General features: G+C 37.6%; 19 protein-coding genes. 18 read left to right on the top strand and 1 reads right to left on the bottom strand.

Annotation, left to right across the window (positions count from 1 at the left end):
- Positions 1–38 precede the first annotated feature (38 nt).
- The 8 genes from ACN0NP_RS05950 (at position 39) to ACN0NP_RS05985 (ending at position 8,297) form a co-directional block, all read left to right on the top strand.
- Positions 39–752, top strand: coding sequence for a GntR family transcriptional regulator (locus ACN0NP_RS05950; RefSeq protein ID WP_074567054.1), 714 nt, complete (start codon positions 39–41; stop codon positions 750–752).
- A gap of 33 nt (positions 753–785) precedes the next feature.
- The gene (locus ACN0NP_RS05955; protein WP_423216959.1) at positions 786–1,649 is read left to right on the top strand and encodes an ROK family protein; all 864 of its coding nucleotides are present in this window, start codon (positions 786–788) and stop codon (positions 1,647–1,649) included.
- Positions 1,650–1,658: 9 nt separating this feature from the next.
- A complete protein-coding gene (locus ACN0NP_RS05960; RefSeq protein ID WP_423214318.1) occupies positions 1,659–2,300 on the top strand; it encodes an SGNH/GDSL hydrolase family protein in 642 nt (213 codons plus the stop codon).
- Between the two features lie 13 nt (positions 2,301–2,313).
- The gene (locus ACN0NP_RS05965; RefSeq protein ID WP_423216960.1) at positions 2,314–3,270 is read left to right on the top strand and encodes an acetylxylan esterase; all 957 of its coding nucleotides are present in this window, start codon (positions 2,314–2,316) and stop codon (positions 3,268–3,270) included.
- A gap of 121 nt (positions 3,271–3,391) precedes the next feature.
- Positions 3,392–5,614, top strand: coding sequence for a RelA/SpoT family protein (locus ACN0NP_RS05970; protein WP_074483945.1), 2,223 nt, complete (start codon positions 3,392–3,394; stop codon positions 5,612–5,614).
- A 129-nt stretch (positions 5,615–5,743) separates the two neighbouring features.
- On the top strand, positions 5,744–6,187 hold the full coding sequence (dtd, locus tag ACN0NP_RS05975) for a D-aminoacyl-tRNA deacylase (RefSeq protein ID WP_423216961.1): 444 nt from the start codon (positions 5,744–5,746) through the stop codon (positions 6,185–6,187).
- Between the two features lie 29 nt (positions 6,188–6,216).
- Positions 6,217–7,065 carry a helix-turn-helix domain-containing protein gene (locus tag ACN0NP_RS05980; protein WP_423216962.1) on the top strand — a complete coding sequence of 283 codons (849 nt, stop codon included), beginning with the start codon at positions 6,217–6,219 and terminating at the stop codon, positions 7,063–7,065.
- A gap of 98 nt (positions 7,066–7,163) precedes the next feature.
- Entirely contained in the window at positions 7,164–8,297 is a 1,134-nt protein-coding gene (locus ACN0NP_RS05985) for an ABC transporter ATP-binding protein (RefSeq protein WP_024344569.1), read from the top strand.
- A 119-nt stretch (positions 8,298–8,416) separates the two neighbouring features.
- Here ACN0NP_RS05985 and ACN0NP_RS05990 read toward each other — a convergent pair whose 3' ends face one another.
- The gene (locus ACN0NP_RS05990; RefSeq protein WP_074567059.1) at positions 8,417–9,187 is read right to left on the bottom strand and encodes a DeoR/GlpR family DNA-binding transcription regulator; all 771 of its coding nucleotides are present in this window, start codon (positions 9,185–9,187) and stop codon (positions 8,417–8,419) included.
- A 299-nt stretch (positions 9,188–9,486) separates the two neighbouring features.
- Here ACN0NP_RS05990 and lacA point away from each other — a divergent pair, with 299 nt between their 5' ends.
- The 10 genes from lacA (at position 9,487) to ACN0NP_RS06040 (ending at position 19,558) form a co-directional block, all read left to right on the top strand.
- On the top strand, positions 9,487–9,912 hold the full coding sequence (gene lacA, locus ACN0NP_RS05995) for a galactose-6-phosphate isomerase subunit LacA (RefSeq protein WP_039697713.1): 426 nt from the start codon (positions 9,487–9,489) through the stop codon (positions 9,910–9,912).
- A gap of 16 nt (positions 9,913–9,928) precedes the next feature.
- Positions 9,929–10,444, top strand: coding sequence for a galactose-6-phosphate isomerase subunit LacB (lacB, locus tag ACN0NP_RS06000; protein WP_074480961.1), 516 nt, complete (start codon positions 9,929–9,931; stop codon positions 10,442–10,444).
- An 11-nt stretch (positions 10,445–10,455) separates the two neighbouring features.
- Positions 10,456–11,388 carry a tagatose-6-phosphate kinase gene (locus tag ACN0NP_RS06005; protein WP_423216963.1) on the top strand — a complete coding sequence of 311 codons (933 nt, stop codon included), beginning with the start codon at positions 10,456–10,458 and terminating at the stop codon, positions 11,386–11,388.
- A gap of 2 nt (positions 11,389–11,390) precedes the next feature.
- Entirely contained in the window at positions 11,391–12,386 is a 996-nt protein-coding gene (lacD, locus tag ACN0NP_RS06010) for a tagatose-bisphosphate aldolase (RefSeq protein WP_157339101.1), read from the top strand.
- A 96-nt stretch (positions 12,387–12,482) separates the two neighbouring features.
- A complete protein-coding gene (locus ACN0NP_RS06015; protein ID WP_423216964.1) occupies positions 12,483–13,379 on the top strand; it encodes an aldose 1-epimerase family protein in 897 nt (298 codons plus the stop codon).
- 205 nt (positions 13,380–13,584) lie between these two features.
- Positions 13,585–14,421, top strand: a complete 837-nt coding sequence (locus tag ACN0NP_RS06020; protein WP_423216965.1) for a PRD domain-containing protein — start codon at positions 13,585–13,587, stop codon at positions 14,419–14,421.
- A 10-nt stretch (positions 14,422–14,431) separates the two neighbouring features.
- Positions 14,432–15,832 carry a 6-phospho-beta-galactosidase gene (gene lacG, locus ACN0NP_RS06025; protein ID WP_423216966.1) on the top strand — a complete coding sequence of 467 codons (1,401 nt, stop codon included), beginning with the start codon at positions 14,432–14,434 and terminating at the stop codon, positions 15,830–15,832.
- A gap of 12 nt (positions 15,833–15,844) precedes the next feature.
- Positions 15,845–16,156 (top strand): PTS lactose/cellobiose transporter subunit IIA, encoded by a 312-nt coding sequence (locus tag ACN0NP_RS06030; RefSeq protein ID WP_021141568.1) that lies wholly within the window; start codon positions 15,845–15,847, stop codon positions 16,154–16,156.
- Positions 16,157–16,245: 89 nt separating this feature from the next.
- Positions 16,246–17,919, top strand: coding sequence for a PTS lactose transporter subunit IIBC (locus ACN0NP_RS06035; RefSeq protein WP_027968077.1), 1,674 nt, complete (start codon positions 16,246–16,248; stop codon positions 17,917–17,919).
- A gap of 28 nt (positions 17,920–17,947) precedes the next feature.
- Entirely contained in the window at positions 17,948–19,558 is a 1,611-nt protein-coding gene (locus tag ACN0NP_RS06040) for a glycoside hydrolase family 53 protein (protein WP_423216967.1), read from the top strand.
- The last annotated feature ends 36 nt before the right edge of the window (positions 19,559–19,594 follow it).

The following is a 19,594-nucleotide window of genomic DNA, read 5'->3' on the forward strand; positions in this document are numbered from 1 at the left end:
ATAAGAAAATGTGTAAGCCTATGAACAGAGGAGAAAAAATGGAAAAATATAATCTTATTGCAAATGATGTACGTAAGAAGATTTTAGAAGGTGTTTATCAGCCTAACGAACAATTGCCGTTTGAAAAAGATTTTTGTCAGTTTTACGATGTCAGCAAAATGACTGTTAAAAAAGCCTTGGATATTTTAGTTGCAGAAGGTTTGATTTACAAACGTCGTGGTGCGGGTACATTCGTTATGGACTTATCTATTGAAAAAATGGAAAAAATGTTGATGGATATTCAAATGATGGGAACCACAGCCTTTTATCCAGACAAAAAAATCAAAAGCCGTGTAATTGATTTTACGGTTGTTAAAGCAACACCTGAAATCGCAGAAAAATTAAAAATTAAAGAAACAAGCTTCGTTTACAAAATTCATCGTGTGCGTGTAGTCGATGATAAACCAACGGTTATCGAAGAAACTTACATGCCAATTGATTTGATTACTGGTTTAAAGATTGAGCATGTGGAAAATTCAATTTATGACTACATTGAAAATGGTCTTGGTTTAAAAATTCAATCTGGTCACCGTACGATTTCTGTACGCCGTGCGACAGATGAAGAAGCAGACTATCTTGCACTTGAAAAAGGTGACCCAGTAGCTATTGCTGTTCAAACAGGCTATTTAACAAATGGCGTTGCCTTTGAATACTCAATTAGTACCCATCGTTACGATGAATTTTCTTTGGAGATTGTTTTGACACATCATTAGTAGTAGATTTCGCTACATAGATTGGAGAAACAAATGAATTTAGTCGTGTTTGATATTGGTGGAACATCTGTAAAATACGGTCGTTATCAAGATGGCAGTATTGATAAAAAGAGTTCTTTTGCTACCCCAAAAACTTGGGAAGAAATGAAAGAAAATCTATATCAAGTAGTTAAGGAGTTATCTGATAAGGATACCAAGGGAGTTGCCATGTCAAGCCCTGGAGCCGTTGACACGAAAGAAGGTGTCATTAAAGGCTTTAGTGCGATTCCATATTTACATCGTTTCAAGATTATTGATGAGCTTGAAGCTCTATTTAATTTGCCAGTAACGATTGAAAATGATGCTAATTGTGCTGGTCTTGCTGAAACTCAGTTTGGCGTTGGTAAAGACAGCAAAAATGCTATTTACTTTATTATTGGTTCAGGAATTGGTGGCGCTATTTGTCAAGATGGCAAATTGTACAAGGGCAGTAGCCTTTATGGCGGAGAATTTGGCTACATGATGATGAAAGATGGCAAAACACTCAGTAACCTTGCAAGTCCAGTTCAGGTAGCAAAGAATTACGCCGAAGAACACGGCTTAAGTCAATTCTCAGGAAAAGATTTATTTGATTTAGCAGATTCTGGAAATGAAGATGCCAAAGCAGCTTTGTCTGGAATGTATGATGCTCTAGCTACTGGAATTTTTAATTGTTTAGTCAGTCTAAATCCAGATTTGGTTGGAATTGGTGGCGGCATTTCAGTGCGCGAGGATTTGGTGCCAGAGCTTGATAAACGTATCAAGGCTTTGATTGAAACAACAAATGCGCGTGAATTAGACTATCAATTAAAAGTCTGTCAATTTAGAAATGATGCCAATCTATTTGGAGCTGTTTCTAACTTTTTAAACACAAAGTGAGGCAGTCTTATGGAAATTAGAAAGAATGACCGTATTGTCTTTTTTGGTGATAGTATCACTGAGTGGGGACGTGACAAAGCGGACCCAGCAAGTCTCGGAACTGGCTTTGTGAGCCTAGTAGCAGCTGATTTGTTGGAGCATCACCGAGAGCTTAATTTACAATTATTCAACCGAGGAATTGGTGGCAATAAAGTTCAAGATTTGTTGGACCGCGTTGATGCTGACTGCCTTTCTTTGAAGCCAGATGTTGTGATTTTAATGGTTGGGATTAATGATGTTTGGCATTTAGTTGGTAAAGATGGTTTTGCTAGCGATGGCGAGCAAGAGCGTTTTGAGACGATTTATCGACAATTGTTGCAAAGTTTGAAGAGTGCGGGAGTTGAGCGAATTTTGCTGATGGAACCTTATGTTCTAGATTACCCAGAAGACCGTATGACTTGGCGTAAAGATCTTGACCCAAAAATTCAGATCGTTCGTCACTTGGCGCGTGAATTCAGTCTTGAATTAGTTCCGCTTGATGGCTTGATGAATGAGCAAGCTTTGCTTAATGGTAGACGTGAATTGACAGGCGAAGATGGTGTTCATCCAACCTTGGCAGGAGCAACCGTTATCGCTCAAGAAATTTTAAAACGCCTGACTTTTGTTTACTGAAAGTAGGTGGATTATGAAAATAGACGATGCTTTAAAAGAGTGGGGAGATTATCAAGGCGCCGAAGCAGAACCCGCTGACTTTGATGCTTTTTGGGACAAGGCAAAAGCTGAGGTAGACTCACTTGGTTATGATTATGAGTTAGTTCCTGCTGAATTTGCTTCAACAATTGCAGAATGCTATGATCTTTCTTTTACAGGCGTTCATCATTCAAAAATTTATGCGCAGTTGTTATTGCCTAAAAAATCAAATACAAAACATCCAGTGGTTTTTCAATTTCATGGATACCACAGCGATGTTGGCGATTGGTCTGATAAACTATCTTTAGTATCAGAAGGATACGTTGTTGTTGCTTTGTCTATCAGAGGTCAAGGTGGTAAATCAGAAGATCATTTGCTGACGAATGGTGGAACACTGAAAGGTCATCTTATTCGAGGCATTGAAGATGGTCCTGAAAATCTTTTTTATCGAACAGTTTTTCAAGATGTTTATCAGCTGACTAGAATAGTTGCCCAATTGCCTTTTGTTGATGAGGCAAACATGATGTCATACGGCGTTTCACAAGGTGGTGCTCTTGCTTTAGTCTGTGCAAGTTTGTACCCATCGATTAAGCGTGTTTTTGTGCAGTATCCATTTTTGAGTGATTATCGTACTGCCTATAGTCTTGATGTAACGCAGTCAGCATATGAAGAACTAGCATATTATTTCCGTTTTCGCGACCCTCTTCATGAAAATGAAAAATCTGTTTTTGCAGCACTTGATTATGTTGATATACAATTTTTAGTAAAACACATTACAGCAAAAGTAGTTTGGGCAATGGGACTTGAAGATAGGACTTGTCATCCCAAAACACAATTTGCTGTGTATAATCGTATCCAGTCTTCTAAAAAACTTTATTTCTATCCAGAATACGGACACGAATATTTACCAAAATTTACTGACATAATGCACCAGATTTTGGTTGAAAACTAAAAAGTTGACCTGAACAGTTTTTGGTTCAGGTCTTTTTGGCTAATGCATTGGTATTTTAGCCATTTTAGTGTTAAAATAGTAACAATATAAATCTGTATGCGAGAGAAAAGAAGAGGTCCTTATGGCAAAAATTGTGAATTTGACGGGTGAAGAGGTCGTTGCCCTAACGGCCCAATATATGAGTGAATCGGACGTGGCGATTGTCCAAAAAGCATTGGATTATGCGACAAAAGCACATATTTCTCAAGTGCGCCAATCAGGTGAGCCATACATCATTCATCCTATTCAAGTGGCAGGTATTTTGGCAGATTTGCACCTTGATGTGGTAACTGTGGCTTGCGGTTTTTTGCATGACGTTGTTGAAGATACTGACATCACTTTAGACGAGATTGAAGCAGAGTTTGGTAAAGATGTTCGCATTATCGTTGATGGTGTAACAAAACTTGGTAAAGTTGAATACAAATCACATGAAGAACAATTGGCTGAAAATCACCGTAAAATGCTTATGGCAATGTCAAAAGACATCCGTGTTATTTTGGTGAAATTGGCTGACCGTCTGCACAATATGCGTACGCTAAAACATTTGCGTAAAGACAAACAAGAGCGTATTTCACGTGAAACTATGGAAATCTATGCCCCTCTTGCACATCGTTTGGGGATTAGTCGTATCAAGTGGGAATTGGAAGACTTGTCATTCCGTTATCTAAACGAAATTGAGTTCTACAAGATTTCTCACATGATGAACGAAAAACGTCGTGAACGCGAAGCTTTGGTTGATGAAATTGTTAAGAAAATCAAAGATTACACGGAAGAACAAGGGCTTTATGGCGATGTTTACGGACGTCCAAAACACCTTTATTCAATTTACCGTAAGATGCGTGACAAGAAGAAACGCTTCGACCAAATCTATGATTTGATTGCTATTCGCTGCATCATGGAAACACCGAGCGACGTTTATGCCATGGTTGGTTACATTCATGAATTGTGGCGTCCAATGCCAGGGCGTTTCAAAGATTATATTGCTGCTCCAAAAGCTAATGGGTATCAATCTATCCATACAACAGTTTATGGTCCAAAAGGTCCGATTGAAATTCAAATTCGTACCAAAGAAATGCACCAAGTCGCTGAATACGGGGTTGCTGCTCACTGGGCATACAAAAAAGGTATTAAAGGCAAGGTTGATGACCAAGAACAAGCTGTCGGCATGAGCTGGATTAAAGAGCTTGTTGAATTGCAAGATGCTTCAAACGGCGATGCTGTTGACTTTGTTGACTCTGTCAAACAAGATATCTTCTCAGAACGCATTTATGTCTTTACGCCGACAGGTGCTGTACAAGAATTGCCAAAAGATTCAGGACCAATTGATTTTGCCTATGCTATTCATACCCAAGTCGGTGAAAAAGCTGTTGGTGCTAAAGTCAACGGACGCATGGTGCCACTAACTGCAAAACTAAAAACAGGTGATGTGGTTGAGATTGTAACCAATCCAAATTCATTTGGTCCAAGCCGTGACTGGATTAAGATTGTTAAGACCAACAAAGCCAGAAATCGTATTCGTCAATTCTTGAAAAATCAAGATAAGGAATTATCTGTCAACAAAGGTCGTGAACTTTTGGTGGATTATTTCCAAGACCAAGGCTATGTAGCTAACAAATACTTGGATAAAAAACACCTTGAAGCTATTTTGCCACGCTTCAGTGTTCGTAGCGAAGAAGCTTTATATGCAGCTGTTGGATTTGGTGAAATCAGCGCTGCTTCAGTTTTTAATCGATTGACGGAAAAAGAACGCCGCGAAGAAGAACGTGCAAAAGCTAAGGCAGAAGCTGAAGAGCTTATGAATGGCGGCGAGGTCAAGACTGAAAATAAAGATGTCTTGAAAGTTCGCAGCGAAAATGGTGTAATTATCCAAGGGGCGTCAGGTCTCTTGATGCGTATTGCAAAATGCTGTAACCCAGTTCCAGGTGACCCAATTGAAGGTTACATCACTAAAGGACGTGGCGTGGCTATTCACCGTGCTGACTGCCACAATATCAAAAGTCAAGAAGGCTATGAACAACGTCTAATCGAAGTGGAATGGGATGACAACACAAGTGCCAATAACGATTATATGGCTGAAATTGATATTTATGGTCTTAACCGTTCAGGACTTCTTAATGATGTTCTTCAAGTTCTTTCAAATGTTACGAAAAATATTTCAACAGTTAACGCTCAACCAAGTAAGGACATGAAATTTGCTAATATTCATGTTAGCTTTGCCATTTCAAACCTAACAGAGTTGACCGCTGTTGTAGATAAAATTAAAATCATCCCAGACGTTTATTCTGTTAAACGTACAAATGGATAAGATAAAATGAGCTGATAATGCAGCTCATTTTTTTGTGTAAAAGAGTATAAGGTCGGTGCTTTTTTTCTTTTCTTGAAAATGTTAAAATGGCAATAATGAAAGCGAATTTATTTTCTGAAAGGAATAGATATGAAAGTTGTTATTCAGCGCGTGAAAGAAGCGCAAGTTACGATTGATGATGAGATTATTGGAGATATTAATCAAGGTTTGTTGTTGTTAGTTGGGGTTGGACCAGATGATGAGCAAGAAGACCTTGATTATGCTGTGCGTAAAATTACAAATATGCGTATTTTCTCAGATGATATGGGCAAGATGAACTTGTCAGTTCAAGACATCAAGGGAAGTATTTTGTCTGTGTCACAATTTACTTTATTTGCTGATACTAAGAAAGGAAATCGTCCAGCCTTTACCGGAGCAGCAAAACCTGACAAAGCTGAGAAATTCTACAATGATTTCAACGAAGCTTTGGCTAAATTTGTCCCAGTTGAAACAGGTGTTTTTGGTGCAGATATGCAGGTGAGCTTACTTAATGATGGCCCTGTAACAATTATTTTGGATACTAAATCGCGCTAACATTAGCTAAAAAGGAATGGAGTTGAGACATGTCATTAGAAAGTTTATTTCCAGAAGCGGTCGGAGCTGAAAAAGTAGAACACGCAGATGATTGGGTGGCTGTTGAAGAAAATGGACAGACATTTTATTTGCCTTTAGCCAGTCTTAGCGAGCGTGAAAAAGCTTTGTTAACCTTAAAAAATGATGGCGTGTTGGATGCTAGCATTACTGATAATCCTTGGTATCGTTATTTAGTTCAAAATGACACAAGTGCATCGCAAGGTTACAAATGCCTTCAAATCATTTATATTGACCATAAAGAACTATTACCAGAAGAGTTATTTGACTTTTTTGAGACACTTTTACCAAATATGCTTGCGCATGTTGTCATTTCAAAAAATCGAACTTTGCTAATCCTTAATCAAGAAGAGACGCTTGAGGCACAAGCTCTTGTTAAAGATGTTCTACCAACTCTTGAGAGCGACTTTGGTCTTAAGTTGACAGTCTTTTTTGGTAATGTTTGGAACAAACTTCAGGCTGACGAACTGCCTTTGTATTATCAAGAAGAAAGCCGTTTATTTGCGAATGCAGGGCACTATCTTGGAAACGAACGGACGGTGACTTTTTCAGAAATGTTGCTTTTAGCTTACGCGCACCAGCTTGATTTGCCAGCGATTAAGCATAAAATATTGCAAGCAATTGATGATAACAAAGATACTCATATGATTATCACGACCATGTGGCAAGAGCAGGGCAACTTAGCAAAAACGGCACAAAGTCTTTACATTCACCGCAATTCTTTGCATTATAAGCTTGAGAAATTCCGCTTAGTTTCTGGTCTCAATTTGAAAAATCTAAATGATTTAGCTTTTGTCTATCTTTTGATTATGGAAAATTAACTTTTGTGCACATTGCACAAAAAATATTGGTTCTTCTGTCTATGGTTTGTAAGCGTTATCTTTGCTATAATGAAGCCATAAATCAAAGGAGTAGAAAAATGGTAGAACTTAATCTAGATCACATTTACAAAAAATATCCAAATGCAAGTCACTATGCTGTCGAAGATTTCAATCTTGACATCAAAGATAAAGAATTCATCGTTTTTGTAGGACCTTCAGGTTGTGGTAAATCAACAACTCTTCGTATGGTTGCTGGTCTTGAAGATATCACAGAAGGTGAACTTAAAATTGATGGCGAAGTTGTCAATGACAAAGCACCAAAAGACCGTGATATCGCCATGGTTTTCCAAAACTATGCTCTTTACCCACACATGACTGTGTATGATAACATGGCATTTGGTTTGAAACTTAGAAAATATAAAAAAGACGACATTGACAAACGTGTTCGTGAAGCTGCTCAAATCCTTGGTTTGACAGAATTCCTTCAACGTAAGCCAGCTGACCTTTCAGGTGGTCAACGTCAACGTGTTGCCATGGGACGTGCCATTGTCCGTGATGCTAAAGTATTCTTGATGGACGAACCTTTGTCAAACTTGGATGCTAAACTTCGTGTATCAATGCGTGCTGAAATTGCTAAAATTCACCGTCGTATCGGATCAACTACAATCTACGTAACTCACGACCAAACAGAAGCTATGACACTTGCTGACCGTATTGTTATCATGAGTTCTACTAAAAACCCAGACGGTTCAGGAACAATCGGTCGTGTAGAACAAATCGGTACACCACAAGAACTTTATAACCGTCCTGCTAACAAATTCGTTGCTGGATTCATTGGTAGCCCAGCTATGAACTTCTTTGAAGCAACTGTTCAAGGTGATAGCTTGGTTTGCGACAATGGCTTTAAGATTACTTTGCCAGAAGGTCAACGTAAACTTCTTGAACTCAAAGGTTACAAAGGTAAAAAAGTTATCTTCGGTATCCGTCCAGAAGATATCTCAAATAACCCACTTGTTCGTGAAACTTACCCAGGGGCAACTGTAGAAGCAGAAGTGACTGTATCAGAATTGCTCGGTGCAGAAACAATGCTTTACGTTAAATCTGGTGACGTTGAACTTGTATCACGTACAGATGCACGTGACACTTATCAACCAGGTGAAAAAGTTGAATTGACTTTGAATGTTGCTAAAGGTCATTTCTTTGACCCAGAAACAGAAAGAGCTATTCGCTAATCTGATCTCTCAAAAACTTTTCTAGAATACAACCTTAAAGCCTCCTAAGCTAATTTGCCTAGGAGGTTTTTTGTTATAAAAAGAGCTACTCAAGATAGAGTAGCTTTTCTTTATTTTTATTAATCTTCAGCGGTCATAATGTCTGTTAAGTGACCGAATTTTTCTTTGGCATCTTCAGAAATTCCTGAATCAGTGACAAGATGATCAATTTTGCTGACATTGTAGAAGTCATAAAAATCGTATTTATCGAATTTTTCGTGGTCAACAAGTAGGAATTTTTCAAAGGCGTTGTCTAGGGCAATACGTTGAATTTCTCCTTCGCTTTCGCTATAAGTAGCAACAGAATCACCAAAGACACCGTTAGCACTGACGAATGCTTTTGAGAACTTAAGTTCTTTCAAGTAAGTTGACGTTAAAGAACCAACAAAAGCACCCGTAATATCGCGATATTCCCCACCAGTTAAGATTAAATCAGTGCTTTTATTTTGATTTAAAATGGTAAATACTGGCAAACTGTTTGTTACGACACGGATATTTTTAGCGACAAGCTCATGTGCAAAATGTTCAAGCGTTGTTCCAGGACCGATGAAAACTGTTTCGCCATCTTGGATGAGTTGACTTGCAAATTTTGCAATAGCGCGTTTTTCTTCAATTTGTAGTTCTTGTTTTTCGCTGTTTGATTTTTCGTATTTAGGTTTTACTTTTGGTGTATCGATACTTTGGGCGCCACCATGGATACGAATCAACAAACCTTCTTTATCGAGTTCGTCAAGGTCACGACGAACAGTCATATCTGAAACACCAAGTTCTTTAATGATGTCGTTAACAGTAATAACACCTTTTACGTTGATTTTCTCAAGAATCCACTGGAGGCGTTCTTTTTTTAACATACTAAACTCCTTTCTTTTTTATTTCTCCTTGTCATTATCATATCACAATTGAATTACTAACTCAACAAATAAGAAAAAAAAGAAACAATTTGAAACATTACTGTAACAAAGGTGAAAAGTACTGAAAATAAAGGATTTCTATGACGTTGTTTTCAATACAGTAAACAAAAATCAACAAACATTTTTAAAAAATATTAAACAAATATGTTGACAAATGTTTGTTTTGGATTTATTATATAAACATAAAAAAACGTTTTTAAAAAATTATCTAGATAAAAGAAAAAATTTGAGGTGTTAAAATGACAGTTATTCTTGGTTCAGATGCTGCAGGTGAAACTTTGAAAAATATTATCAAAGATTACTTGCTCGAAAATGATTATGATGTCAAAGACGTCACAGATGTTAATAAAGATTTCGTTGATAACACGCTTGCTGTTGCGGCTGGTGTCAACGAATCAGATGAAAATCTAGGTATTATGATTGATGCCTATGGTGCAGGTAGCTTTATGACAGCAACTAAAATCAAAGGTATGATTTGTGCGGAAGTTTCAGATGAACGTTCTGCTTATATGACACGTGCTCACAATAATGCTCGCATGATTACTATGGGTTCTGAAATTGTCGGAGTTACTTTGGCGAAAAATATTGTTAAAGGATTTTTGGAAGGTCACTATGATGGTGGTCGTCACCAAATCCGTGTCGATATGCTAAATAAAATGTGCTAGGAGCGAGGAAGATAAAATGAAAATTGCAATTGGATGTGACCATATCGTAACAACAGAAAAAATGGCAGTGTCAGATTTCTTGAAATCAAAAGGTTACGAAGTGATTGACTGTGGGACTTATGACCACACACGTACGCATTACCCAATTTTTGGTAAAAAAGTCGGAGAAGCAGTGACAAGTGGACAAGCAGATTTAGGTGTTTGTATTTGCGGTACAGGTGTTGGTATTAATAACTCTGTTAACAAAGTTCCAGGTATTCGTTCTGCTTTGGTTCGTGATATGACAACAGCGATTTATGCTAAAGAAGAATTAAATGCTAATGTCATCGGTTTTGGTGGAAAAATCACAGGTGAGCTACTCATGTGTGACATTGTCGAAGCTTTTATCAAAGCACAATATAAACCAACAGCAGAAAACAAAGCTTTGATTGAAAAAATTGCACAAGTTGAAACAGTTAATAAAGACCAAACATCACCAGATTTCTTTGATGAATTTCTTGAAAAATGGGACCGCGGTGAATATCACGATTAGGAGAAATTCAGATGATTCTAACGGTAACATTGAACCCATCAATCGATATTTCTTATCCGCTTAATGAATTAAAACTAGACACGGTTAACCGTGTTTCTGATGTCAAGAAAACAGCGGGCGGCAAGGGCTTGAATGTCACACGCGTCCTATCTGATATTGGTGATGATGTGACAGCTACTGGTCTTATCGGTGGAAAATTAGGAGACTTTCTGATAGAGCAATTAGATAAAAGTCAAATCAAGCACCGCTTTTTCAAAATTCACGGGGAAACTCGAAACTGTATTGCTATTTTACATGAAGGTTTGCAGACAGAAATTTTGGAAGCAGGTCCGATGATTGACCAAGATGAGGCAGATGGTTTTCTTAATCATTTTCGCTATCTTTGCCCAACCTATGATGTTGTGACGATTTCAGGTAGTTTGCCTGCTGGTCTTTGCCCGACTTATTATCAAAAAATGATTGCACAAGCTAATTTACAAGGTAAAAAAGTCGTCTTGGACTGCTCTGGCAAGGCTCTGGAAGCCGTATTAACAGGTGACGACAAACCATTTGTTATCAAGCCAAACACAGAAGAATTATCACAACTTGTCAAAAGAGAAGTGTCAGGTGATGTAGCTGACTTAAAAGAAATCTTGCAGGATGATTTATTTGCAGGAATTGACTGGGTGGTTGTTTCACTAGGCAGTAAGGGAGCTTTTGCCAAACACGGTGATAAATTTTATCGTGTTCGTATTCCTAAAATCAAAGTCGTAAATCCTGTTGGGTCAGGTGATTCAACGGTCGCAGGAATTGCATCAGCGATTACTCATAATCTTTCTGATGGCGATTTCCTACGACATGCCAATACACTTGGTATGCTCAATGCTCAAGAAAAAATGACAGGTCATGTTAACATGGCAAATTATGAAAACTTATTTAATCAGATTCAAGTTGAAGAGGTATAAAAATGGTATTAACACAAGAAAAACGTAGACTACTTGAGAAACTTAGCCGTGATGGTGTCATCTCAGCTTTGGCATTTGATCAACGCGGAGCCCTAAAACGCATGATGGCAAAATATCAAACAGAAGAACCAACAGTTGAACAAATCGAACACTTGAAAGCTCTGGTTTCAGAAGAATTGACACCATATGCGTCATCTATTCTTCTTGACCCTGAGTATGGTTTGCCAGCAAGTAAAGTTCGTGATGACAATGCAGGACTCTTGCTTGCTTATGAAAAAACGGGTTATGATGCCACAACGACTAGTCGCTTACCAGATTGTTTAGTGGAATGGTCTGCAAAACGTCTTAAAGAAGAAGGGGCAGATGCTGTTAAATTCTTGCTTTATTATGATGTTGATGGTGATGAATACGTTAATCTTCAAAAACAAGCTTACATTGAACGTATTGGTGATGAATGTAAAGCTGAAAACATGCCATTCTTCCTTGAAATCTTGACTTATGATGAAACTATTTCTGATAATACAAGCGCAGCATTTGCCAAAGTTAAACCGCATAAAGTCAATGAAGCAATGAAAGTTTTCTCTGATGAACGTTTTGGCATTGATGTGCTTAAGGTTGAAGTTCCTGTCAATATGAAATATGTTGAAGGATTTGCGGATGGTGAAGTGGTTTATACAAGGAAAGAAGCTGCTAAAGCCTTTGAAGACCAAGAGGCTGCAAGCCATTTGCCATATATTTACTTAAGTGCAGGCGTGTCTGCTAAACTTTTCCAAGAAACTTTAGTCTTTGCGGCTGAATCAGGTGCTAAATTCAACGGTGTCCTTTGTGGACGTGCTACTTGGGCTGATTCTGTTCAAGTTTACATCGAAGAAGGCGAAGAAGCTGCGCGTGAATGGTTAAGAACACAAGGACGTAAGAACATCGAAGAACTGAATGCTGTTCTTGCTAAAACAGCTACTTCTTGGACTGAGAAGGTTATCGAACCAGCATTTGCTTAAACTCTAACTCATTAAAACTTCTTTTATGTTAATTTGTTTTTTGAAATTGGGAATGTTGGTTGTGAGGGCTAGCATTCCCTTTTTAAGGAGAATTTTATGGTTATAGAATTAAAAAATGATTTTTTAACAGTGCAGTTCAAAGAATTTGGTGGTGCCTTATCTTCAATAAAGGACAAAGATGGTATCGAATATCTGTGGCAAGGAAACCCAGAGTATTGGAGCTCTCAAGCACCTGTTTTATTTCCTATTTGTGGTAGTTTACGTGATGATGAAGTCATTTATCGTCCTTGTACGCACCCACATTTTACAGGAATCATTCCACGTCATGGCTTAGTGCGCAAGAAAAATTTTACGTATGAGCAGATATCTGATAATAGCCTAGCATTTTCAATTCGAGCAACTGATGAGACCTTGGCTAATTATCCTTATGATTTTGAATTAAGAATTGTTTATACTTTGGTTGATAAGACGATTTCTGTGACTTATCAAGTGACTAATCATGAAAAAGCTAAGGCTATGCCTTATTTTATTGGAGGACACCCAGGTTTTAATTGCCCTTTGCTTTTTGATGAGCGTTATGAAGATTATTATCTCGAGTTTGAAAAAGAGGAGACTTGTACTGTACCAGAAACTTTTCCTGAAACTGGGCTTCTTGATGTCAATAAGCGTACGCCATTTTTGCAAAATCAAAAGGTTCTAGAATTGGATTATGCTTTGTTTGCTAAAGATGCGATTACTTTAGATCAATTGGCTTCGCGAAGTGTTTCTCTCAAATCTCATAAACATGATAAAGGATTGCGCTTGGATTTTGCAGATTTCCCTAATCTGATTTTATGGTCAACAACGACTAAAGGTCCCTTTATTGCCTTGGAACCATGGAGTGGTTTGTCAACGTCACTTGATGAGAGTGATGTTTTAGAAGATAAACGTCAGGTTACTTTTGTATCATCTGAAGAAACTGATGAAAAATCTTTTTCTATTACTATTTTTTGAAAATGTTTAAAAATAAACAAAAATACTCAAAAAATAAACAAGAAAGGGTTTACAAAATTAAAAATGTGTGTTATATTATAACCATAGAAATTAAATAGAGTGGATTGTAACTAAGACATTAGGCAAGACCGCAAATAATCTAGACGGGGGAGGTCTAGCTTGTTTGTGGTTTTTTATTGCCTAAAAACCACTGGGGAGGGGTCAAATGTTTCGGATTGTACAAGCGCTCAACAATAATGTTGCCTTAGTTAAGGATGAACAAGGGCAACAAGCTGTCGTTATGGGATTAGGAATTGTTTTTCAGAAGAAAAAAGGTGACTTAATCGTACCAAGCAAAGTTGAAAAGATTTTTTCTTTAAGAACAGAAGAATCAAAAGAAAACTTTTTAACGCTTTTGAAAAATATTCCACTTGATATCTTAACAGTCACTTACAATATGATTGATCGATTAGTTGATAAATATCATTTTCCTGTTCAAGAGTATTTATACGTGACGCTGACAGACCATGTTTATTCAGTTTATCAAAAGCTGTTAAAAGGAAATTATCAGGAAAGTCATTTACCAGATATTTCTGATGCTTATGAGACAGAATTTGCGATGGCAAAAGAAGCAGTTGAGATGTTAAGTCAAAAATTGTCAGTTGCTTTTCCTGACGACGAAGTTGGACGCATGGCTTTGCATTTTATCAATGCAAAAGGTGATTACGAGGTTTCAGAAAATAAGCAAGAACATGCAAGAAAGCGTGTCTTGGAATTAGTTGAAGAAGAATTATTGAATAACGGCATTAAACGTAGCGCAGAAAATGGCAATTTATATGACCGCTTAATGATTCATCTTACCTATTTGATTAATCGATTGCAGACAAATCAACAAGATGAAACGTCGTTAATCAATATGGAGGAATTTGTTAAATCAGATTATCCACAAGCTTACCAAATCGGACAAGCTATTTACGATGTGATTGAAAAAGAATTAGACATAGATTTATCACGCAGTGAACGTGTTTATCTAGTTATACATATTCAACGTTTATTGAAATAAGGAGAGAAAAATGTACAAATTACCAGAAGATTTTATTTTTGGTGGAGCAACAGCAGCTTACCAAGTTGAAGGTTCAACAAAAGAAGGTGGAAAAGGAGCAGTTGCTTGGGATGATTTTCTAGCTGAACAAGGTCGCTTTAGTCCAGACCCTGCGAGTGATTTTTATCACCAATACCCACAAGATATCGAGCTTTGTGAAAAATTTGGTGTCAATGGGCTTCGCTTATCAATTGCTTGGAGCCGTATTTTCCCAAATGGAACTGGTGAAGTCAATCAAGAAGGTGTGGATTTCTATCACAAGGTTTTTGCAGAATGTCAAAAACGTGGCATTACAGCATTTGTGACACTTCATCACTTTGATACACCAAAAGTGTTGTTTGATAACGGTGATTTCTTAAACCGTGACACGATTGAAGCTTTTGTTGATTATGCAAAATTCTGTTTTGAAGAATTTACAGAAGTTCGTCACTGGAGTACTTTCAATGAAATCTATCCAGTCGCAACTAACCAATATCTACTTGGAATTTTCCCACCAGGTATCAAATATGACCTTTCAAAAGTTATCCAATGTCTTCATAATATGATGTACGCACATGCGCGTGTGGTTAATTTGTTTAAAGATGGCGGCTACCAAGGTGAAATTGGTGTGGTTCACTCTCTTGAAACAAAATACCCTGCAACAGATAGTGAAGAAGATAAACATGCCGCTTTCCTAGATGATGCTCTTTCAATTCGTTTCTTACTTGATGCAACTTATCTAGGTTATTATTCAAACGAAACAATGGAAGCGCTTAACGAAATTTGCGCAGCGAATAATGCTAGCTATGAATTCCTTGACAGCGACTTTGAAGAAATGAAAAAAGCTAGTCACCGCAACGATTATCTTGGCATTAACCATTATCAATGTCACTTTGTCAAAGCCTACAATGGTGAAAATGCTATTCATCACAACGGTACAGGCGATAAAGGAACATCTGTTTATAAAGTGAAAGGTATCGGCGAACGCATTTACAAAGAAGGCATTCCAAGAACGGATTGGGATTGGATTATTTATCCAGAAGGCTTGTATGATTTGCTTCTTCGCATCAAAGCAGATTACCCACACTATAACAAGATTTACATCACAGAAAATGGTATGGGCTACAAAGATGAATTTGATGATGGCGTTGTTATGGACACAGCTCGTATTGATTATTTGAAAGTTTACCTTCAATCTCTTGCTAAAGCAATTGAGGCTGGAGTTAATGTTAAAGGATATTTCCTATGGTCATTGATGGATTGCTTCTCATGGTCAAATGGATATAATAAACGCTATGGTTTGTTCTATGTGGATTTTGAAACACAAAAACGTTATCCAAAAGCATCAGCTTACTGGTACAAACACATCAGCGATACAAAAATTGTAGAATAGGGGATTTTGAATATGGATAAAAAAGAATTACAAATGTTGGGATTTGAAATTGTAGCTTACTCAGGTGATGCTAGAAGTACACTGTTACAATTGCTCAAGGAAGTTCGTTCTGGCAACTTTGATAATGTTGACAAAGCCATTAAAGACGCCGATGAAAACTTGGCAAAAGCTCACAATGCTCAAACAGCCTTGCTAGCACAAGAAGCAGGTGGTGAAGATTTGGAACTTGGTTTTATCTTTGTTCACGGTCAAGATCACTTGATGACAACCTTGTTGCTACGTGACCTTATTACGGATTTTATTGAATTATATAAAAATCGCTAATTTTTAAAAAAGAAAGGAAGTGAACCAAGGCTTGGCAAATGCTTAATCTCCTCTCGTTTGCTAAGCTCAGGTTCTTGGGGAGTTTTATCATGAACAAACTCATTCAACAAATTGAAAAGGGTAAACCTTTTTTTGAAAAAATTTCTCGTAACATTTATCTAGGTGCCATTCGTGATGGTTTCCTAGCAGCAATGCCAGCTATTCTCTTTTCTAGTATTTTCATCTTGATTGCATCCATTCCGGATGTTCTTGGAATCAAATTACCAGAAGATTTCTCAAGTTGGCTTTGGAAAATTTACAACTATTCAATGGGTGTAGTTGCCCTTCTTGTTTCAGCGACAACAGCACGTTGTTTGGCAGAATCTGTTAACCGCAAAATGCCAGGTAACAAAAAAATCAATGCGGTGTCTGTCATGCTTGCCTCAATTGTCAGCTTCTTGATGTTGAGTGCTGATGAAATCAAAGATGGACTTGCTACTGGTTACATGGGTACAAAAGGTATCCTAGCAGCTTTCGTCGCAGCCTTTATCACTGTTAATGTTTATAAATTCTGTGTACTTCGTGACATTACAATCAAGATGCCAAAAGAAGTACCTGGTACTATTTCTCAAACATTCCGCGATATTTTCCCATTCTCATTTGCAGTTTTTGCAGCAGTTATTATTGATACAATTATTCGTCATTTCTTTGGTACATCATTTGCTGAAGCAGTTATCACTTTGTTACAACCTTTGTTTACAGCAGCAGATGGTTACCTTGGAATTGCAATTATCTGGGGTGCAATGGCACTCTTCTGGTTCGTTGGTGTGCATGGTCCGTCAATCGTAGAACCAGCTATCGCAGCGATTATCTATGCGAATGTCGAAACTAACCTGCAATTGTTTAAAGCTGGTGAACATGCTTCAAACGTATTGACTGTCGGTCTTGGTAACTTTGTTGGTACTATGGGTGGTACTGGTGCCACACTTGTTGTTCCATATCTTTTCTTGCTATTTGCTAAATCAAAACAATTGAAAGCCGTTGGTAAAGCTTCATTTATCCCAGTTAGCTTTGCCGTTAACGAACCTTTGCTTTTTGCAACACCAATTATTCTAAACCCTTACTTCTTTATTCCATTCCTTTTGGCACCAATTGCCAACGTTTGGATTTTCAAATTCTTTGTTGATGTGCTTCAAATGAACAGCTTCATGTATGTTCTTCCTTGGGCAACACCAGCTCCAATCGGACTTATTCTTGGTACAGGCGTTAGCCTTCTAGCTGTTGTTCTTGTCTTTGTTCTTATTGCTGTTGATGCGATTATTTACTTCCCATTCATCAAAGCTTATGATGCTTCACTTCTTGAAGAAGAAGCTGAAAATGCTGCAATAGAAGAACTTGAAAGTATTACTCCAGTAAAAGCTGCAGAAAAAGTTGTTGAAGCAAAACCTGCTGTTAAAGTGACAACTGATAAACCAATCAACGTCTTAGTTCTTTGTGCCGGTGCTGGTACAAGTGCTATGCTTGCTAATGCTCTTACCGAAGGTGCTGCTGCAACAGGTGCTAATATTACAGCATCAGCTGGCGCTTACGGTTCACATTATGAAATCATGAAAAACTTTGATATGATTGTGCTTGCTCCACAAGTGAATTCATTCTACGAAGACATCAAGAAAGATACAGATGCTCTTGGTATCAAGTTAGCAGCTACAAAAGGTGCTGAATACATTAAATTAACCCGTGATCCAGAAGGTGCAGTAGCCTTCGTAATGTCATACTTTGACTAACTGATGTATTAAAAGCTAGGAAAAAATTATGAAAAAGCTAAAGAAGATTGCCATGGCAAGTGCAGCAGTATTTAGTCTAGCTTTTGCTGGAACTACTATGACTAAAGCCGATAACTTCATCAACGGAGCTGATATTTCAATCCTTGATGAGATGGAACAAAGCGGAGCTATTTACAAAATCAATGGTAAACAACAAGATCCGCTGACAATTTTAAAAGATAATGGTGTTAACTATGTTCGCTTGCGACTTTGGGTTGATCCTTATGATGCAAATGGTAATGCCTACGGTGCAGGAACTAACGATTTAAACAGAACGTTAAAATTAGCCAAACGTGCTAAAAATAAAGGATTAAAAGTCTTACTTGATTTCCATTACAGTGATTTCTGGGTTGACCCTGGAAAGCAAAATCTTCCCAAAGCTTGGCAGAATCAATCCTTTGAACAATTAAATTCAAGTGTCTATTCTTACACAGCTGATGTCCTTAATCAGATGAAGTCACAAGGTATTTACCCTGATATGGTGCAAATCGGAAACGAACTTAACAGCGGTATGCTTTGGCCTTACGGGAAAAGCTGGGGCGGTGATGGAAAGGAATTCACTCGCCTAGCGACTTTCCTAAAATCTGGTGTTCAAGCTGTGAAAGACACGCAACAAAGTAACACACCAATCATGCTTCATTTAGCAGACGGCGGTGACAAATCAGCTTTTCAATGGTGGTTAGATGAAATTACCAATCAATCCGTTGATTTTGATATTGTCGGTATTTCTTATTACCCATATTGGCACGGTACATTAGCGGAACTCTCTGAAAATATGGATAATATCAGCGAACGCTACAACAAAAAAGTTGTTGTGGTTGAAACAGCTTATGCTAATACTCTTGACAATCTTGACCAAAAGACAAATGCTGTCACAGCAACAGAAGAAGCAGCAGCTGGTTACAAAGCTAGCCAAGATGGTCAGTACGAATTTTTGACAGACTTGGTTGATAAGATTAAGGATGTCAAAAATAACAATGGACTTGGTTTCTTTTATTGGGAACCACTCTGGTATAACGGTAACGTCTCATGGGCTACGCAAGCAGGTATGTCATATCTTGGCGTTTCAGATATGACAGGTAACGAATGGGAAAATCAAGCTGTCTTTGATTTTCAAGGAAATGCTTTGCGTGGTATCAAAGCCTTTAATTACTCTAATCTAACAAATCTCCTTCAAAACAATAGCTTTGAATGGGACGGTTATACCGAAAGTCCATCATCTTGGAATGTTTGGAAAAATGGCCAAATTTCTGGAATCAAGACAGAAATTTACGATAATACGCGTTATAAACTCAGCTTCTGGTCAGACAAAGCATACGAAAGTTCTATCTATCAAACAGTAGGAAATCTCAGCTCAGGTACTTACAAATTAAGCATCGATGCTATGGGTGATACAAGTCTTGAAAATGCAGAACTTTATATTAAAAATTATGGTGGCAGTGAACAAAAAATCTCTCTCAAAGATTCAAATACTTGGAAAACTTACACCATTGATAATATTAAAATCACAAACGGACAGTGTGAAGTTAGCGTTTACGTCAAATCATCTGCCAACAAATGGCTAAATATTGATAACGTCCGACTTGTTAAAGTTGATTAAGAAAAACTCCCCAAGAACTCAGTTCTGGGGGAGTTT

The sequence above is a fragment of the Streptococcus equinus genome (genome assembly GCF_049393805.1).
In the GTDB taxonomy this organism is placed as follows: Bacteria; Bacillota; Bacilli; order Lactobacillales; family Streptococcaceae; genus Streptococcus; species Streptococcus equinus.

Coding starts and splice junctions, on each gene's coding strand:
- ACN0NP_RS06040 (WP_423216967.1), top strand. CDS start 17,948: ATGAAAAAGCTAAAGAAGATTGCCATGGCAAGTGCAGCAGTATTTAGT.
- lacA (WP_039697713.1), top strand. CDS start 9,487: ATGACAGTTATTCTTGGTTCAGATGCTGCAGGTGAAACTTTGAAAAAT.
- ACN0NP_RS06020 (WP_423216965.1), top strand. CDS start 13,585: ATGTTTCGGATTGTACAAGCGCTCAACAATAATGTTGCCTTAGTTAAG.
- ACN0NP_RS06035 (WP_027968077.1), top strand. CDS start 16,246: ATGAACAAACTCATTCAACAAATTGAAAAGGGTAAACCTTTTTTTGAA.
- lacG (WP_423216966.1), top strand. CDS start 14,432: ATGTACAAATTACCAGAAGATTTTATTTTTGGTGGAGCAACAGCAGCT.
- ACN0NP_RS05990 (WP_074567059.1), bottom strand. CDS start 9,187: ATGTTAAAAAAAGAACGCCTCCAGTGGATTCTTGAGAAAATCAACGTA.
- lacB (WP_074480961.1), top strand. CDS start 9,929: ATGAAAATTGCAATTGGATGTGACCATATCGTAACAACAGAAAAAATG.
- ACN0NP_RS05960 (WP_423214318.1), top strand. CDS start 1,659: ATGGAAATTAGAAAGAATGACCGTATTGTCTTTTTTGGTGATAGTATC.
- ACN0NP_RS06015 (WP_423216964.1), top strand. CDS start 12,483: ATGGTTATAGAATTAAAAAATGATTTTTTAACAGTGCAGTTCAAAGAA.
- ACN0NP_RS05950 (WP_074567054.1), top strand. CDS start 39: ATGGAAAAATATAATCTTATTGCAAATGATGTACGTAAGAAGATTTTA.
- ACN0NP_RS05965 (WP_423216960.1), top strand. CDS start 2,314: ATGAAAATAGACGATGCTTTAAAAGAGTGGGGAGATTATCAAGGCGCC.
- dtd (WP_423216961.1), top strand. CDS start 5,744: ATGAAAGTTGTTATTCAGCGCGTGAAAGAAGCGCAAGTTACGATTGAT.
- ACN0NP_RS05985 (WP_024344569.1), top strand. CDS start 7,164: ATGGTAGAACTTAATCTAGATCACATTTACAAAAAATATCCAAATGCA.
- ACN0NP_RS06005 (WP_423216963.1), top strand. CDS start 10,456: ATGATTCTAACGGTAACATTGAACCCATCAATCGATATTTCTTATCCG.
- lacD (WP_157339101.1), top strand. CDS start 11,391: ATGGTATTAACACAAGAAAAACGTAGACTACTTGAGAAACTTAGCCGT.
- ACN0NP_RS06030 (WP_021141568.1), top strand. CDS start 15,845: ATGGATAAAAAAGAATTACAAATGTTGGGATTTGAAATTGTAGCTTAC.
- ACN0NP_RS05980 (WP_423216962.1), top strand. CDS start 6,217: ATGTCATTAGAAAGTTTATTTCCAGAAGCGGTCGGAGCTGAAAAAGTA.
- ACN0NP_RS05955 (WP_423216959.1), top strand. CDS start 786: ATGAATTTAGTCGTGTTTGATATTGGTGGAACATCTGTAAAATACGGT.
- ACN0NP_RS05970 (WP_074483945.1), top strand. CDS start 3,392: ATGGCAAAAATTGTGAATTTGACGGGTGAAGAGGTCGTTGCCCTAACG.